The sequence below is a fragment of the Streptomyces sp. NPDC002513 genome, assembly GCF_053595355.1.
On the sequence record NZ_JBSFXK010000065.1, the window covers coordinates 1 to 15,104 of the forward strand.

Genomic DNA, 15,104 nt, shown 5'->3' on the forward strand with positions numbered 1-15,104 from the left:
CTCCGCGACGACCCGGCGCTCCGCTTCGAACTGTGCACGGGCGTGAGCGGAGTGCACTACCTCGGCGACGCCGGCCGGTCGGAAGGTCCGGGCCGGCGCGCAGGGGCGGCGGGTCGCGGTGTCCGGCGGCGTGCCCGCGGTGGTTCGCGGTGCTCGGCGCGGCGGGCCGCGTCAGAAGCCGTGCCGGAAGCCGCCGTCCACCGGGAGCATGGTGCCCGTCAGATACGAGGCCGCCGGTGACAGCAGGAACGCGGCGGCGCGGCCGAACTCCTCCGGGGCGCCGTAGCGGCGCAGCGGGATCCGGGCCTCGTTGGCGGCGCGCGTCACCTTCGGGTCCGCCGAGAGCGCGTCCAGCTCGCGCACCCGGTCGGTGTCGATCCGGGCCGGGAGCAGGGCGACGACCCGGATGCCGCGCGGGCCCAGCTCGTTCGCGAGGGATTTGGCGAAACCCGCGAGCCCGGGGCGCAGGCCGTTGGAGATGGTCAGGCCGGGGATCGGCTCGTGCACGGAGCCGGACAGCACGAATCCGATGACACCGCCCTCGGCCAGCTCGGCGGCGGCCGCGCGGGCCAGCCGTACCGCGCCCAGGAACACCGACGCGAAGGCGGCCGTCCACTGCTCGTCCGTGTTGTCGGCGAGATGACCGGGCGGCGGCCCGCCCACGCTGATGAGGATGCCGTCGAAGCCGCCGAACCGCTCGCGCGCGACGGAGATCAGCCGGGCCGGCGCCTCCGGGTCGGCGTTGTCGACGGCCACCCCCACCGCGTTCTCGCCCAGCTCGGCCGCCGCCTCGGCGGCCCGCTGCTCGTCACGGCCCGTGACGACCACCTTCGCCCCGTCGGCGACGAGTTCCCGCGCGGCCGCGTTGCCCAGCCCGCGGGTGCCACCGGTGACGACGTACACCCGTTCCTTCAGTCCAAGATCCATGGTCCTTATCCTGCCGCCCGGTCCCCGCGGAGGGCGAGGGCGGTCCCCCCTCCAGGGTGCGGGTGGCGGCCTCGGTAACGGCACCGGGCCGCCCGCGCGCCAGTCGTCCACGCGCCACGCGCCCACCGGCGGTGTCGCCGCCGACCCCACCACGTCGCCGCCAAAGGCGCTGGGCGGGGGTCAGACCGTGGCCGGTGCCGGTTCTTCCGCCGGCCGGCTCGTCGTCCCGGCGCGGTCGCGGGCCTCCCGGCGGGCCAGGACGAACCAGCCGAAGGGGACGCCCGCCGAGAACAGCCACCACTGGATGGCGTAGGCCATGTGCGGGCCGATGTCGCTGTGCTCGGGGTCGGGCAGCAGCTCGGGGCTGCCGCCCTTCGGGGCGGGTGAGGTCAGCTCGATATAGCCGCCGAGGACCTGCTTGCCCAGACGCTGCGCCTGCTGCCCGCTGCTGATCAGCATGACCTGCCGGTCCGGCAGGCCCTGTACGTTCTTGATGCCGCTCTCCGCCGTCGTCTCGTCCGGCATCAGCCGGCCCGTGACGGTGATCTCGCCCCGCGCGGGCGCGGGGATGCTGGGGAAGGCGGTCTGCGCGCCGTTCGCCGGGATCCAGCCCCGGTTGACCATCAGGACCTTCCCGTCGTCGAGGACGAAGGGGGTCAGGACGTGGTAGCCGACCTCGCCGTCGGCGTTGGTGCGGCGGCGCACCACGACCTCGTGGGCGGGGTCGAAGGCGCCCTTGGCCGTCACCCGGTGGTACAGGTCCTGGTGCGCGATCCTCGCCCCGGGCGAGGTGAGCGATTCGACCGGGACCGGCGTCGCCGCCAGCGAGTCGCCGATCACCTTGTTCAGCGCGACCTTGTGCTCATGGCGGTGCAGCTGCCAGAAGCCCAGCTCGATCATCGTCGGGATGAGCGCGACGGCGACGAGGGTGAGGATCACCCACTGCCGGGACAACAGGAAGCGGTACACCCCACGACCGTACATCTCGGGACGTGGGGCACCGTCACGGGGGTGTCTCAGACCCGGTCGACGATTCCCGCCTTCCCCTCGGCGCGGGCGCAGTGGGCTCCGCAGTACCAGTGGCCCCCCGCCTCGACACCCTGACCGATGATCTGAACACGACAGTGCTCGCAGATCGGCGCCATACGGTGGATCGCGCAGGAGAAACAGTCGAAGACGTGCACCTGGCCCTGCGCGTGCACCTCGAAGGTCATTCCGTAGTCATTGCCGCACACTTCACATCTCGCCATGCGCCACAGGGTGGGCCGTCGCCGCGACCCGGGCGAGCGCGCGGCGGGCGAGTCGCAGGGCAATCACCCGTACGCCGATCGCCCGTCCGTCCGTCAGCGGGCGCCGGCCCCGCGTCCCGCGGCGGACCTCGCGCCGCCCGCCGCGGACCCCGTCCTGTCGGCCGCCGGCTCGACGTCCCGCAGCAGCTGGCCGAACGCCGCCTCGTCCACCACCGGCGTGCCGTACTGCCGCGCCTTGACCGCCTTGGACGTGCCCGCGTCCGGATCGTTGGTGACGAGCAGACTCGTCAGCCGGGACAGGCTCGTCGAGACATGCAGGCCGGCCTCGGTCGCCCGGTCCTCCAGCAGCTCCCGGTCGACCGACGTGTCCCCGGAGAAGGCGACCCGCATGCCCTGCTTGAGTCGTTTGCCCTCTTCGTAACGCCCCGGGTTGGGATAGGGGCACGCGGGCCTTCTGCGGGAGGGGCGCCAGCTCCCGGGCCGGTAGCCGCCGTGGCCGCCCGGCTGCTGTCCGATGCGCGGCGCGGGCCGGTCCACCCATTCGGTCAGCGGCAGGCACTCGTGCAGCGGCAGCCGCAGACCGGCCGCGGCCGCGGCCCGCAGGCTGGGCCGGAACGCCTCCGCCAGCACTCGCGCGTCGTCGAGCGCGTGGTGTGCGTGCCGCTGGACGACGCCGAAGTGCGCCGCCAGTGACTCCAGCTTGTGGTTGGGCAGCGGGAGGCCCAGTTCCTTGGAGAGCACGATGGTGCACAGCCGTTGGCGCACCGGCGCCTCGCGCCGCGCACGCGCGTACTCCCGCGCGATCATCTGCCAGTCGAAGACGGCGTTGTGCGCGACCAGCACCCGGTCCGCCAGCCGGGAGGCGAACTCCTCGGCGATGTCCCCGAAGAGCGGGGAGCCTTCGAGCATCTCGCTCGTCAGTCCGTGGATCCACACCGGGCCGGGGTCACGCTCCGGGTTGACCGTCGTGTACCAGTGGTCCTCGACCTCGCCGCGCGCGTCCAGCCGGTAGACGGCCGCGGAGATGATCCGGTCGTCCCGGGCCAGGCCGGTGGTCTCCACGTCAACGACCGCGTATCCCTTCGGATACGCGGCCGGCCACGCTGTGGGGGAGGACGCTGCGGTCGTCCGGTCTTCGAGCATGGTCACCGAGGATACGGGCCGGGACGGACAACGGCGTGCCCGCCCGGGCCGGCCGGGCCCGTCGTGCGGGGGCGCGCCCAACCCTGTCCGGTCTGCCCGGAGTTCACCCCAGGTGACGGACGTCCGCAGCCGGCCGCCCGGGTTGCACTTCGGTGAGGCTTTTGTGACGGACGCGCACGGGCTCCGCGGGTCCCCCGTCCGAGGAAGCGCCCGGCTGGGCCAACGCCCTTACGCAGACGGCGAACAGGGCGCCGGCGAGCGTGTCTGTGGGGCCGTCACCCCCACGCGCCGGTGTTGACGGCACCGGAATCCTCTTTGCGCCCCGGTCGGCGTGGTCTGCCGTCCCTCCCTCCTCGAAATGAGACCCTCCCGGCGTGAACGATGCGGTATCCGGCGGAGCGCCCGCGAGCGGCCCGGCGCACGATGAGGCCCACGAAGGCGCGCTCGGCACGCGGTTGAACTGGCTGCGGGCCGCGGTCCTCGGCGCCAATGACGGCATCGTCTCCACCGCGGGACTCGTCGTCGGCGTCGCGGGCGCCACGACCGACCGCGGGACGCTGCTGACGGCGGGTCTGGCGGGTCTGCTCGCCGGTTCCATGTCGATGGCGGCGGGCGAGTACGTGTCCGTGTCGACGCAGCGGGACTCGGAGAAGGCGGCGCTGGCCCTGGAACGGCGGGAGCTGAGGGAGCAGCCGGAGGCGGAGCTGGAGGAGCTGACGGAACTGCTGGAGCGCCGGGGCCTGTCGCGGGAGGTGGCCCGCGAGGCCGCCGTCCAGCTGACGGAACGGGACGCGCTGCGCGCCCACGCGGGCGTGGAGCTGGGGATCAACCCCGACGAGCTGGCGAACCCCTGGCACGCGGCATGGGCCAGCTTCCTCGCCTTCACGGTGGGCGCGCTGCTGCCGCTGCTCGCCATCGTGCTGCCGCCCACGGCCTGGCGGCTCCCGGTGACGGTCCTGTCCGTCCTGGCCGCCCTGGTCGTCACCGGCTGGGCCAGCGCCGGCCTGGGCGCGGCGAAGCGGGGCCGCGCGGTGCTGCGGAACGTGGCGGGCGGGGCGCTGGCGATGGGGGTCACCTACGCGGCGGGGGCGCTGCTGGGGGCCGCGGGGGTGTGAGGGTCGAGTTCCGCGCCCCGCACCGGGTCCGTACGCCGCCGTGCGACGGCGCCGTACCCGGAACGCACTCGACGCGCGACGGGGGACGGTGACGACGTACCGTGAAGTGCGCTCGACCACCGCTGAGCGCACCCCGAGACGATCGCACGAGAAGGAATCCGCCATGCGCGCCACCACCATCCACGCCCCCTACGACATGCGGGTGGAGGACGTGCCCGAGCCCGTGGTGCAGTTGCCCACCGACGCGGTCGTCCGCGTGCTGCGGGCCTGTATATGCGGCAGCGACCTGTGGGCCTATCGCGGTGAGGCGTCCCGGCAGCCGGGACAGCGGATCGGGCACGAGTTCCTCGGATTCGTGGAGGAGACCGGCTCCGACGTCACCGGCGTCCGGCGCGGCGACCTCGTCGTCGCGCCCTTCATGTGGTCCGACGGCGTCTGCGACTACTGCCGTGAGGGCCTCACCACCTCCTGCGAGCACGGCGGCTTCTGGGGCTCGGTCGGGTACGACGGCGGCCAGGGCGAGGCCGTGCGCGTGCCCTTCGCCGACGGCACCCTCGTCCGGCTGCCCAAGGAGGCCGCCTCCGACGGCCGTCTGCTGTCCGCGCTGCTGACGCTCTCCGACGTCATGGGCACCGGGCACCACGCCGCCCTCGGCGCCGGCGCCCGCCCGGGCGCCACGGTCGCCGTGGTCGGCGACGGGGCCGTCGGACTGTGCGCCGTGCTGGCCGCCAAGCGGCTCGGCGCCGAGCGGATCATCGCCATGGGACGCCACGAGGTCCGCACGGACATCGCCCGTCGCTTCGGCGCCACCGACGTCGTCGCCGAGCGCGGCGACGACGCCGTGGAAGCCGTCCGGGAACTGACCCGCGGTCAGGGCGCGCACGCCGTCGTCGAGGCCGTCGGCACCGAGCAGTCGATGCGTACCGCCGTGAACATCGCCCGCGACGGCGGCGCCATCGGCTATGTCGGCGTCCCGCACGGCAGCGGCAGCGGACTCGACCTGGGCGTCATGTTCGACCGGAACCTCGCCCTGCGCGGCGGCGTCGCGCCGGTGCGCGCGTACATCCCCGAGCTGCTGCCCGACGTCCTCGACGGCACCATCGACCCCTCGCCGGTCTTCGACCGGACGGTCGACCTGGAGGGGGTGCCCGAGGGCTACAAGGCGATGGACGACCGCACGGCCCTCAAGGTCATGGTCATGGGCGGCTGATCACGACCGGCGGACCGGCGGCGGCAGCGCCGTCGGCGGTGCGGGCACCCCGACGACCGGGCTCGGCGCCACCACCTCCACGCGCGGGGGCGGCGACGCCGAGCTGGGGCGGGTGCGTGCCGCAGTCGGGTCAGGTCGGGTCGGGTGCGTGCCGCGCGGTCAAGGCCGCGCGCTCGGCGCCTACGGTCCGTTCAGCCTTGCGGCGACGCCGTGGCCCACCGGGCCGGGTCCTGGCCCCAGCACCCGGGCGGTCGTGCCCAGTCGGAGGGTCCGTCCGTGAAACGTACCGGCGGCAGGGCGTACCGCAGCCGCCCCAGTCCGCTGCCGGTCTCCCCGAGCCAGGGCTCCGGACCGTCGTACGCGGCCGGGTCCACCGCTCCGGCGCGCTCGGTTCCCCGGTCCGTCCCGTCCGTCAGCCAGGCCGCCGTCCGTGCGAGTGCCAGCCGTACGACCCGGGTACCGCCCTGATCCGTCTGCTCCGTGAGGGACCGCAGAACCGCCGCGGCCAGCAGATACCCCGTGCCGTGATCCAGCGCCTGCGCGGGCAGGGCCCCGGGCCGCTGCACCGACCCCTCGGTCACCGCGATCCCGGTGGCGACCTGTACCAGGCTGTCGAAGCCCCGCCGCCCGCTCCAGGGCCCGTAGGCACCCCACGCCGACAACTGCGCCACCACCAGTCCGGGCCGTCGCTCGGCAAGCCGCTCCGGGGCGAGCCCCCAGCGGTCGAGCGCGCCGGGCCGGTAGCCCGTGACGACCACGTCGGCCTCCGCCAGCAGTTCCTCGAAGTCCCGCCGGTCCGCGGGCGCCGCCAGGTCGAGGACCGCGGACCGCTTCCCGAAGTCCATGTCGGCATGGTGATCGGGGAGTTCCGGCAGGCGCGGGCTGTCGATCCGCAGCACGTCCGCGCCGAGCAGCGCCAGTGTGCGGGTGGCCACCGGGCCCGCGATGACCCGGGTGAGGTCCAGCACCCGCAGACCCGCGGCGGGCAGCAGCGGCTTCCCGGCGGAGCGTACGAGCGGGACGAGCGGGCGTACGGGCGCCTGGTCGAGCCGCTCGCGGCCCACCAGCGGATGCTCGGCCACCGCACGCCCCTGCTCGTGCGCCGCCCACTCCCCGGGCGTGCGCAACGCCACCGCGAGCCCCCCGGCCGCGTACACGCTGTCCTCCACCTCGACGGCCGACCGCTCGGCGACCGCGGCAGCCACGGTGTCCACGGACGCGTCCGCCGCCAGTCCGAGAGCGCCGAGCAGCCGCTCGCGGTGATGCGGATAGTTCGCGTGCACGCGCACCCAGCCGTCCGCCGCGTGCCAGAACCGGGACAGCGGGGCGAAGTTGACCGGTTCCCGGCCGTCGACCCGCAGGTGCCGCTCGCTGTGGAAGGCGGTGGCCACGGCCCCGTCGTCCACCCTGACCTCGGGCACGGCCGGCAGCCCGGCGCGTCGTGCGCCCCACTCGGCGGCGGCCAGCGCGCAGACCCCGACACAGGCCCGCGCCACCTCCCGTACCGGCAGCCGCGAGGTCAGCGTCCCCTCCCGTATGACGTTCGAGATCCTGCGCACCAGTGCGGGGTCCCCGTCCAGCGCCGCCCATGCCACGTCCGTATCGGTCATGGGGGCACTATGTCGGGTGTACTGGATCATGGCCAAGGGGGCGGGCAGGCCCAGTGCGGCGGCTCCCCTGGGACCTGCCCGTCAGCAGCCCGGACGCCCGCGACCTCCTGAATGAAGTGGGGCGGCCGGCTACTTGACCGCGCGCAGTGCGTTGACGATGCCGAAGCCGTAGAACCCGTTCACGCGCTTGCCGCCCACGCAGGTGGCGTCCACGACCCCGTCGCCGTTGCCGTCGTAGGGGCCGGCCGGGCAGCCCGGGTTGTCCGCCTGCGCCTTGAGCAGCGCCTGGAGCTGGGCCGGAGTCGCGTGCGGATGCGCCGACTTCAGCAGCGCGGCCACGCCCGCGACGTGCGGCGACGCCATCGAGGTGCCTTGCAGGAAGCCGTACTGGCCGCCCGGCATGGTGGAGAGGATGCGGCCGTTCTTCGACGGCGTGTCCGGGATCTGGTACTTGTCACCGCCGGGCGCCGCCACGTCGATCACGCCGTCGCCGTAACTGGAGTAGTACGACTTGGCCTTCGTGACACCCGTCGCGCTGACCGTGACCACACCCGGCAGCTGGGTCGGCACATCGAAGCACTCGTGCGGGTCGACCGTGCGGGTCGTCGCGGTGGAGTCGTCGGGGCTGGAGGCGTCGACCAGGGAGCGGGAGTCGAGGTCGTCGCCCGAGTTGCCCGCGGAGGCGACGCTGAGGGTGCCCTTGCGCTGGGCGTACTGCTGGGCCCGGTCGACCGCGTCGACGATCGCCCGCTGGTCCGGGTCGTCCATGCAGTTGTACAGCCACGGGTCCACGTAGTAGCTGTTGTTCGTGATCTCCACGCCGTGGTCGGCGGCGAACACGAACGCGCAGACGACGCTCTCGGGGTAGAACAGCTCGCTGACCGGGTCGGCCACCTTGATCGCGGAGACCTTGACGTTCGGCGCGACCCCGGCGACCCCGATGCCGTTGCGGGCCGCCGCGATCTCACCGGCGACGTGTGTGCCGTGGTAGTGATCGGGGTTCGCGGGCCGCCAGGCGCCGTAGGAGGTGTCCGCCTTGCCGCCGACGCAGTTCGCGGACTGCGACGCCGAGAAGTTCGGGGCGAGGTCCGGGTGGGTGTCGTCGACCCCGGTGTCGATGACGGCGACCGTGACGTTCCGGCTGCCGGGGTTGATCTTCGCGGCCTGGTCGGCCCCGATGGCGCGCAGATCCCACTGATCGGCCTCGAGGGGCTCGCTCTCGCCCGCGGTCGCCGAGGCGTTCGTGACCTTCGCCGCCTGCGCCTTCGTCAGGTACTGCGCCGCGCCCTCGTCCGTCGTGCCCGCCGCGGTCAGCGGGGCGGTCCGGGTCGCGCCCGCGGACTGCACCCCGTGGACGCCGCGGAGCGTCTTGGCGAAGTCGGGGTTCGCGGAGTGGACGACGATCACACCGATCCGGTCGTACGTCACCACTATCGTGCCGCCGGCCGCGGTGATCGCCCGCTGCACCGAGGCGAGCGTGTGACGGTCCGTCCGGGTGTTGACGACGTAGGCGAGTTCGGGCCCATCGGCGGTCCGTATCACGGGGTCGGTGCGCGGGGCGGCCGACGCGGTGCTCTGCAGGAAGCCCAGCGATGCGGTGAGCGACAGCACGACCGGCACGGCGAGGGCGAGCCGACGTCTGGAACGCAGATGAGCCATGGGATCTCCATAACATCTGGAAACGTGAACAAGCCGGAATGTGGTGCCATACCGGCAGGTACATGACGGGTGGTGCGGGGCGACGCTATCCGCCCCTCCGTCCGGTAGGCAATGAGATTGCGGAGACCACGTAAAAAAGAAACCAAGAGAGTTGAACCGGTCCATGATGTGCGCCGTGACCTCGGGCAGGGGCACCACGGCGGTCGCCTGCCCCCTGTCGGATCACCCACCGGAGCGCTAGCGTCGCACCCGGTGATGTGATCTGCATCACTATGAGGTTCGCAATGCGAGGAGACATCGTGGCCACCGACGCACCTCCCCCCTCCCAGACCGGAACAGGTCTTCCGCCCACCGACGAGTTCATCGCGGTCCAGGAGAGCGCCGAGTTCGGTGAACTGCGCCGCTCCCACCGCTCGTTCGCCTTCCCGCTGACCGTGGCGTTCATCGCCTGGTACCTGGTCTACGTCCTGCTGTCGAACTACGCGGACGGGTTCATGGGCACCAAGCTCTTCGGCAACGTCAACGTCGCCCTGGTGCTCGGCCTCGCCCAGTTCCTCACCACGTTCCTGATCGCGTGGTGGTACTCGCGCCACGCCGCCGCCCAGCTCGACCCCAAGGCCGAGGCCATCAAGTCCCGGATGGAGGGCGGCGCATGAGCCCCGTCGTCGTCCTGGCCGCCGGTGAGGCGAGCAAGCACCGGCCGCTGATCATCACCCTGTTCGCGGTGTTCGTCCTGGCGACCCTCGTCATCACCGTCTGGGCGGGCCGCCAGACCCGCAGCGCCGCCGACTTCTACGCGGGCGGCCGCCAGTTCACCGCCTTCCAGAACGGACTCGCGGTCTCCGGCGACTACATGTCCGCCGCGTCCTTCCTCGGCATCGCGGGTGCCATCGCCCTCTTCGGCTACGACGGCTTCCTGTACTCCATCGGCTTCCTGGTCGCCTGGCTGGTGGCCCTGCTGCTGGTCGCCGAGCCGCTGCGCAACTCCGGCCGGTACACCATGGGCGACGTCCTGGCCTACCGCATGCGCCAGCGCCCGGTGCGCACCGCCGCCGGCACCTCCACGATCGTGGTGTCGATCTTCTATCTGCTGGCCCAGATGGCGGGAGCCGGCGTCCTGGTCTCCCTGCTCCTCGGCATCACCAGCGACGGAGGCAAGGTCGGCATCGTCGCCCTCGTCGGTGTCCTGATGATCGTGTACGTCACCATCGGCGGCATGAAGGGCACCACCTGGGTGCAGATGGTCAAGGCCGTCCTGCTGATCGCGGGCGCCCTGCTGCTGACCTTCCTGGTGCTGCTGAAGTTCCACTTCAACGTGTCGGACCTGCTCGGCAGGGCCGCGACCAACAGCGGCAAGGGGGCGGCCTTCCTGGAGCCCGGACTGAAGTACGGCGCCACCGGCACCAGCAAGCTGGACTTCCTCTCCCTCGGCCTCGCCCTGGTGCTCGGCACCGCGGGCCTGCCGCACATCCTGATCCGCTTCTACACGGTGCCCACCGCCAAGGCCGCCCGGAAGTCGGTGAACTGGGCGATCGGCCTCATCGGCGTCTTCTATCTGATGACCCTCGCCCTCGGCTTCGGCGCCGCCGCCCTGATCAAACCCGACGAGATCATCGCCTCCAACAAGGCGGGCAACACCGCCGCGCCCCTGCTCGCCCTCCATCTGGGAGGCGTCGACTCCAGCGCGGGCGCGATCCTGCTGGCCTCCATCTCGGCGGTCGCCTTCGCCACGATCCTCGCGGTGGTCGCGGGCCTGACCCTCGCCTCGTCCTCGTCGTTCGCGCACGACATCTACGCGAACGTCATCAAGAAGGGGCGGGCGAGCGAGCGGCAGGAGATGCGCGCGGCCCGCTGGGCGACGGTCGGCATCGGCGCCGTCTCCATCGTCCTGGGAGCCCTCGCACGGGACCTGAACGTGGCGGGCCTGGTCGCCCTCGCCTTCGCGGTCGCCGCCTCCGCCAACCTGCCGACGATCCTCTACAGCCTCTTCTGGAAGCGGTTCACCACCTCCGGCGCCCTGTGGTCGATCTACGGCGGCCTGGTGACCGCCGTCGGCCTCGTGCTGTTCTCGCCGGTGGTCTCCGGAAAGGAGACGTCGATGTTCCCGCACGCCGACTTCCAGTGGTTCCCGCTGGAGAACCCCGGCATCATCTCCATCCCGGTCGGCTTCCTGCTGGGCTGGCTCGGCACGCTGCTGTCCAAGGAGCAGCCGGATGCCGGCAAGTACGCGGAGCTGGAGGTACGGTCCCTGACCGGCACCGGGGCGCACTGACCGTCCCGCCGACGGCCGCGTCGCGGAGAACCCCGTAGGGATCTACGATGCGGCCGTCGCGCACGTCGTGGGATCCGTTCGCTGCCGATGTCAGCGCCCTCACGTAGGCTCAAGACGACGGGAGAATGATCCACCACGAGGGAGGGGGCCGGCGTGCTCATCGACACCTACGGCCGGGTGGCCACCGACCTGAGGGTCTCGCTGACCGACCGGTGCAATCTGCGGTGCACGTACTGCATGCCCGAGGAGGGCCTGCAGTGGCTCGCCAAGCCCGACCTGCTGACGGACGACGAGATCGTCCGCCTGATCGAGATCGCGGTCACCTCCCTCGGGATCGAGGAGGTCCGGTTCACCGGGGGCGAGCCGCTGCTGCGGCCGGGCCTGGTCGGCATCGTGGAGCGGGTCGCCGCGCTGACCCCCCGCCCCCAGATGTCCCTCACCACCAACGGCATCGGCCTCAAGCGCACGGCCACGGCCCTGAAGGCGGCGGGCCTGGACCGGGTGAACGTCTCGCTGGACACCCTGCGCCCCGAGGTCTTCAAGGCGCTCACCCGCCGGGACCGCCACCGGGACGTCCTCGACGGCCTCCGGGCCGCGCACGAGGCGGACCTCGCCCCGGTCAAGGTCAACTCCGTCCTGATACCGGGGCTCAACGAGGACGAGGCCCCGGACCTCCTCGCCTGGGCGATCCGCCATGGCTACGAGCTGCGCTTCATCGAGCAGATGCCCCTGGACGCCCAGCACGGCTGGAAGCGCGAGGGCATGGTCACCGCGGGGGACATCCTCGCCTCGCTGCGCACCCGCTTCGAGCTGACCGCCGAGGACGCCGAGGAGCGCGGCGCGGCCCCCGCCGAGCGCTGGATCGTCGACGGCGGCCCGCACCGTGTCGGCGTGATCGCCTCGGTCACCCGCCCCTTCTGCGCGGCCTGCGACCGCACGAGGCTGACGGCCGACGGCCAGATACGCACCTGCCTGTTCGCCACCGAGGAGACCGACCTGCGCGGGGCGCTGCGCTCCGGCGCCCCCGACGAGGAGATCGCCCGGATCTGGCGCCTCGCGACATGGGGCAAGAAGGCGGGCTCGGGACTGGACGACCCCTCCTTCCTGCAGCCGGAGCGGCCGATGTCCGCGATCGGCGGCTGAGTCACTCCGCCGACGGGCCCGCCTCGGGGGACTCCCACTCCGCCAGCGGCACGACGTCCTTCAGAAACCCTCGTACGCTCAGGAACTTCGCCAGGTACTCGCGGTGCTCCTCGCACGCCAGCCAGGTCTTGCGGCGCTCCGGCGTGTGCAGCTTGGGGTTGTTCCAGGCGAGCACCCACACGGCGGCGGCACGGCAGCCCTTGGCGGAGCAGATCGGCGTATCGGGGTCAGGGAGCATCACAGGCCCGACCCTAGCGTGCCCCCGCCCGTGCCCCACGAACCGGTCGCCACGCGACAGCGCCAAAAGGCGACGCCGAGCAGCCACGGGGGGAGCTGCCCGGCGTCGGTCTTTCGCTCCGACGGGGGATGCGGAGCGCGTACGAAGTATGTCACGGGTGACCCGGTGACCGGCACCGGAACAACATGATTGTCCTGAGGTTTTCTTGAGGTTCACGGGAAGCCGGATTCCGGTTCCGGCGGCCCGTCGTGCTCAGGCCCGCTCGCGCGGTTCCTCCCGGTCGCGCGCCGGCCCGTCTTCCGGAACGGATTCCGTGGGCGCGTCCGAGCCGGGCGGCGTGATCATCGGGCGCACCGGGACATTGAGGAACGACGACGGCAGCGACGGCACGTTCTCCCGGCCCGCGTTCGCGATGACCACCGCGACATAGGGCAGGACCGCCCCCAGGACCAGCGCGATGACGGCGACCGGCCGCTCGACGTTCCAGAGCGTGGCGGCGAGGATCACCGCAACCGTACGGATGCTCATGGAAATGACATAGCGACGCTGCCGGCCGCGTACGTCCGCCGCCAGCCCCTGCCGGGCGCCCGTGATCCGGAACACCTGGGCCTGCTCGCCGCTGTGCAGCTTCCGCATCACATTCCACCACCCGCCTGACTCGGACTCTCCCCGGCCCGCACACCTGCTCCATACCCGGTCAGGGGCCGAGCCCGAACACTCACCACGTTACGCCGCGCCTGCGTCTGCTACGAGACCGGGGCACCCCTGCCCGGACGTATGCGCGGCACACGCGCGCGTACGGCCGCACCCGACATGCGCCGTATCGCGGACGGCCCGAGACTGGGCCTACCGCTCGCGTCGAGCCGTACGAGGAGGCAGTCATGGGCTGGTTGTGGGCGATCATCGTCGGATTCGTGCTGGGTCTGCTGGCCAAGCTCATCCTGCCGGGCAAACAGCACAGCCCGCTCTGGCTGACCACGATCATGGGCATGATCGGCGGCATCGTCGGCAACGCCATCGCCCGCGCCATCGGGATCGCGGAGACCCGGGGCATCGACTGGGGCCGTCACGGTCTTCAGCTCGCCGCAGCGGTCGTCCTCGTCTTCCTCGGCGAGACGGTGTACATGTCCACCAAAGGCCGGCGCAGGGAGAGGGCCTGACGGCACGGGGACCTGACGGCACGGGGAAGGGGGGCGTTCCTCGACGGAACGCCCCCCTTCGCGGCCGTGACCGCGCGCCGGGCCCGTGGCGCGCGAGTGTGTCTCAGCCGGTCGCGACCTCGACCGCGGCCAGGTTCTTCTTCCCGCGGCGCAGCACCAGCCAGCGCCCGTGCAGCAGGTCCTCCCGGGCGGGCACGGCGTCCTCGGCGGTGATCTTCGCGTTGTTCACGTAGGCCCCGCCCTCCTTCACCGTGCGGCGCGCGGCCGACTTGCTGGGCACGAGACCGACCTCGGCGAACAGGTCCACGACCGGCTGCAACGCGGAGACCTGGACGTTCGGCACCTCGGAGAGGGCCGCGGCCAGCGTCTTCGCATCGAGGTCAGCCAGCTCGCCCTGGCCGAAGAGAGCCTTGGACGCGGCGATCACGGCGGCCGTCTGCTCGGCGCCGTGCACCAGCGTCGTCAGCTCCTCGGCGAGCGCGCGCTGCGCGGCGCGGGCCTGCGGACGCTCCTCGGTCTGCTGCTCCAGCTCCTCGATCTCCTCGCGGGACCTGAAACTGAAGATGCGCAGGAACTTCGAGATGTCACGGTCGTCGGCGTTCAGCCAGAACTGGTAGAAGGCGTACGGCGTGGTCAGCTCCGGGTCGAGCCAGACCGTGCCGGACTCCGTCTTGCCGAACTTGGTGCCGTCCGCCTTGGTGATCAGCGGCGTGGCCAGCGCGTGCACCGCGGCATGCGGCTCCACCTTGTGGATCAGGTCCGCGCCCGCCGTGAGATTGCCCCACTGGTCGCTGCCGCCGGTCTGCAGCGTGCAGCCGTACCTCCGGTACAGCTCCAGGAAGTCCATGCCCTGCAGGATCTGGTAGCTGAACTCGGTGTAGCTGATACCCGCGTCCGAGTGCAGCCGCCGGGAGACGGCCTCCTTCGAGATCATCTTGTTGACCCGGAAGTGCTTGCCGATGTCCCGCAGGAAGCCGATGGCCGACAGGCCCTGGGTCCAGTCCAGGTTGTTGACCATGGTCGCGGCGTTCGGCCCCTCGAAGTCGAGGAACCTCTCGATCTGGCCGCGCAGCCGTGCCACCCAGCCGGCCACCACCTCGGGGTCGTTCAGCGTGCGCTCCGAGGTCGGCTTCGGGTCGCCGATCAGGCCCGTGGCACCCCCGACCAGGCCCAGCGGACGGTTGCCCGCCTGCTGGATCCGGCGCATCGTGAGGATCTGCACGAGGTTGCCGAGGTGCAGGCTGGGCGCGGTCGGGTCGAAGCCGCAATAGAACGTGACGGGACCGTCCGCGAACGCCTTGCGCAATGCGTCCTCGTCCGTGGAGAGGGCGATCAGCCCGCGCCACTTCAGCTCGTCGACGATGTCCGTCACGGTTC

Annotated in this window: 15 protein-coding genes and 1 pseudogene; 7 read left to right on the top strand and 9 right to left on the bottom strand. The window is 72.1% G+C overall.

All coding sequences use genetic code 11. The annotated features are described in order from the left end of the window. Positions 1–78, top strand: a pseudogene (locus ACWD5Q_RS29745) (NADH-quinone oxidoreductase subunit C); the annotation flags it as partial. A 93-nt stretch (positions 79–171) separates the two neighbouring features. Here ACWD5Q_RS29745 and ACWD5Q_RS29750 read toward each other — a convergent pair. From ACWD5Q_RS29750 to ACWD5Q_RS29765, 4 genes are all read right to left on the bottom strand, one after another. Further along, positions 172–927 carry an SDR family oxidoreductase gene (locus tag ACWD5Q_RS29750; RefSeq protein ID WP_451430158.1) on the bottom strand — a complete coding sequence of 252 codons (756 nt, stop codon included), beginning with the start codon at positions 925–927 and terminating at the stop codon, positions 172–174. A gap of 180 nt (positions 928–1,107) precedes the next feature. Beyond that, a complete protein-coding gene (locus tag ACWD5Q_RS29755) occupies positions 1,108–1,896 on the bottom strand; it encodes an SURF1 family cytochrome oxidase biogenesis protein (RefSeq protein ID WP_451430159.1) in 789 nt (262 codons plus the stop codon). Between the two features lie 47 nt (positions 1,897–1,943). Next, entirely contained in the window at positions 1,944–2,177 is a 234-nt protein-coding gene (locus ACWD5Q_RS29760; RefSeq protein WP_451430160.1) for a hypothetical protein, read from the bottom strand. Between the two features lie 93 nt (positions 2,178–2,270). Beyond that, positions 2,271–3,320 carry a DEDDh family exonuclease gene (locus ACWD5Q_RS29765; protein WP_451430161.1) on the bottom strand — a complete coding sequence of 350 codons (1,050 nt, stop codon included), beginning with the start codon at positions 3,318–3,320 and terminating at the stop codon, positions 2,271–2,273. Between the two features lie 374 nt (positions 3,321–3,694). Here ACWD5Q_RS29765 and ACWD5Q_RS29770 point away from each other — a divergent pair, with 374 nt between their 5' ends. Together ACWD5Q_RS29770 and ACWD5Q_RS29775 are read left to right on the top strand one after the other, a co-directional pair. Further along, positions 3,695–4,435: a VIT1/CCC1 transporter family protein gene (locus ACWD5Q_RS29770; protein WP_451430162.1), complete on the top strand. Its 741-nt coding sequence runs from the start codon at positions 3,695–3,697 to the stop codon at positions 4,433–4,435. A gap of 163 nt (positions 4,436–4,598) precedes the next feature. Beyond that, positions 4,599–5,645, top strand: coding sequence for a zinc-dependent alcohol dehydrogenase family protein (locus ACWD5Q_RS29775; protein WP_451430163.1), 1,047 nt, complete (start codon positions 4,599–4,601; stop codon positions 5,643–5,645). Positions 5,646–5,836: 191 nt separating this feature from the next. Here ACWD5Q_RS29775 and ACWD5Q_RS29780 read toward each other — a convergent pair whose 3' ends face one another. Continuing rightward, positions 5,837–7,255, bottom strand: a complete 1,419-nt coding sequence (locus tag ACWD5Q_RS29780) for a CoA transferase (protein WP_451430164.1) — start codon at positions 7,253–7,255, stop codon at positions 5,837–5,839. A 129-nt stretch (positions 7,256–7,384) separates the two neighbouring features. Next, entirely contained in the window at positions 7,385–8,914 is a 1,530-nt protein-coding gene (locus ACWD5Q_RS29785; RefSeq protein WP_451430165.1) for a S8 family peptidase, read from the bottom strand. Positions 8,915–9,213: 299 nt separating this feature from the next. Between ACWD5Q_RS29785 and ACWD5Q_RS29790 the strand changes: the two genes are divergently transcribed. The 3 genes from ACWD5Q_RS29790 (at position 9,214) to moaA (ending at position 12,329) form a co-directional block, all read left to right on the top strand. Next, on the top strand, positions 9,214–9,570 hold the full coding sequence (locus ACWD5Q_RS29790) for a DUF485 domain-containing protein (protein ID WP_451430166.1): 357 nt from the start codon (positions 9,214–9,216) through the stop codon (positions 9,568–9,570). Continuing rightward, positions 9,567–11,186 carry a solute symporter family protein gene (locus ACWD5Q_RS29795; protein WP_451430167.1) on the top strand — a complete coding sequence of 540 codons (1,620 nt, stop codon included), beginning with the start codon at positions 9,567–9,569 and terminating at the stop codon, positions 11,184–11,186. Before ACWD5Q_RS29790 ends, ACWD5Q_RS29795 begins: the two co-directional genes overlap by 4 nt. A 153-nt stretch (positions 11,187–11,339) precedes the next feature. Further along, complete coding sequence (gene moaA / locus ACWD5Q_RS29800) at positions 11,340–12,329, top strand: GTP 3',8-cyclase MoaA (RefSeq protein ID WP_451430168.1); 990 nt, start codon at positions 11,340–11,342, stop codon at positions 12,327–12,329. Position 12,330: 1 nt separating this feature from the next. On the opposite strand, the gene ACWD5Q_RS29805 is transcribed toward moaA, so the two are convergent. Beyond that, the gene (locus tag ACWD5Q_RS29805; protein ID WP_451430202.1) at positions 12,331–12,567 is read right to left on the bottom strand and encodes a hypothetical protein; all 237 of its coding nucleotides are present in this window, start codon (positions 12,565–12,567) and stop codon (positions 12,331–12,333) included. Positions 12,568–12,819: 252 nt separating this feature from the next. After that, positions 12,820–13,203, bottom strand: a complete 384-nt coding sequence (locus ACWD5Q_RS29810) for a DUF3099 domain-containing protein (protein ID WP_451430169.1) — start codon at positions 13,201–13,203, stop codon at positions 12,820–12,822. A 245-nt stretch (positions 13,204–13,448) separates the two neighbouring features. Between ACWD5Q_RS29810 and ACWD5Q_RS29815 the strand changes: the two genes are divergently transcribed. Next, positions 13,449–13,727, top strand: a complete 279-nt coding sequence (locus tag ACWD5Q_RS29815; RefSeq protein ID WP_451430170.1) for a GlsB/YeaQ/YmgE family stress response membrane protein — start codon at positions 13,449–13,451, stop codon at positions 13,725–13,727. A 103-nt stretch (positions 13,728–13,830) separates the two neighbouring features. Here ACWD5Q_RS29815 and tyrS read toward each other — a convergent pair whose 3' ends face one another. Beyond that, positions 13,831–15,099 carry a tyrosine--tRNA ligase gene (tyrS, locus tag ACWD5Q_RS29820; RefSeq protein ID WP_451430171.1) on the bottom strand — a complete coding sequence of 423 codons (1,269 nt, stop codon included), beginning with the start codon at positions 15,097–15,099 and terminating at the stop codon, positions 13,831–13,833. Positions 15,100–15,104: the final 5 nt, after the last annotated feature.

Coding starts and splice junctions, on each gene's coding strand:
- ACWD5Q_RS29750 (WP_451430158.1), bottom strand. CDS start 927: ATGGATCTTGGACTGAAGGAACGGGTGTACGTCGTCACCGGTGGCACC.
- ACWD5Q_RS29760 (WP_451430160.1), bottom strand. CDS start 2,177: ATGGCGAGATGTGAAGTGTGCGGCAATGACTACGGAATGACCTTCGAG.
- ACWD5Q_RS29765 (WP_451430161.1), bottom strand. CDS start 3,320: ATGCTCGAAGACCGGACGACCGCAGCGTCCTCCCCCACAGCGTGGCCG.
- ACWD5Q_RS29775 (WP_451430163.1), top strand. CDS start 4,599: ATGCGCGCCACCACCATCCACGCCCCCTACGACATGCGGGTGGAGGAC.
- ACWD5Q_RS29780 (WP_451430164.1), bottom strand. CDS start 7,255: ATGACCGATACGGACGTGGCATGGGCGGCGCTGGACGGGGACCCCGCA.
- ACWD5Q_RS29785 (WP_451430165.1), bottom strand. CDS start 8,914: ATGGCTCATCTGCGTTCCAGACGTCGGCTCGCCCTCGCCGTGCCGGTC.
- ACWD5Q_RS29795 (WP_451430167.1), top strand. CDS start 9,567: ATGAGCCCCGTCGTCGTCCTGGCCGCCGGTGAGGCGAGCAAGCACCGG.
- ACWD5Q_RS29805 (WP_451430202.1), bottom strand. CDS start 12,567: ATGCTCCCTGACCCCGATACGCCGATCTGCTCCGCCAAGGGCTGCCGT.
- ACWD5Q_RS29810 (WP_451430169.1), bottom strand. CDS start 13,203: ATGCGGAAGCTGCACAGCGGCGAGCAGGCCCAGGTGTTCCGGATCACG.
- ACWD5Q_RS29815 (WP_451430170.1), top strand. CDS start 13,449: ATGGGCTGGTTGTGGGCGATCATCGTCGGATTCGTGCTGGGTCTGCTG.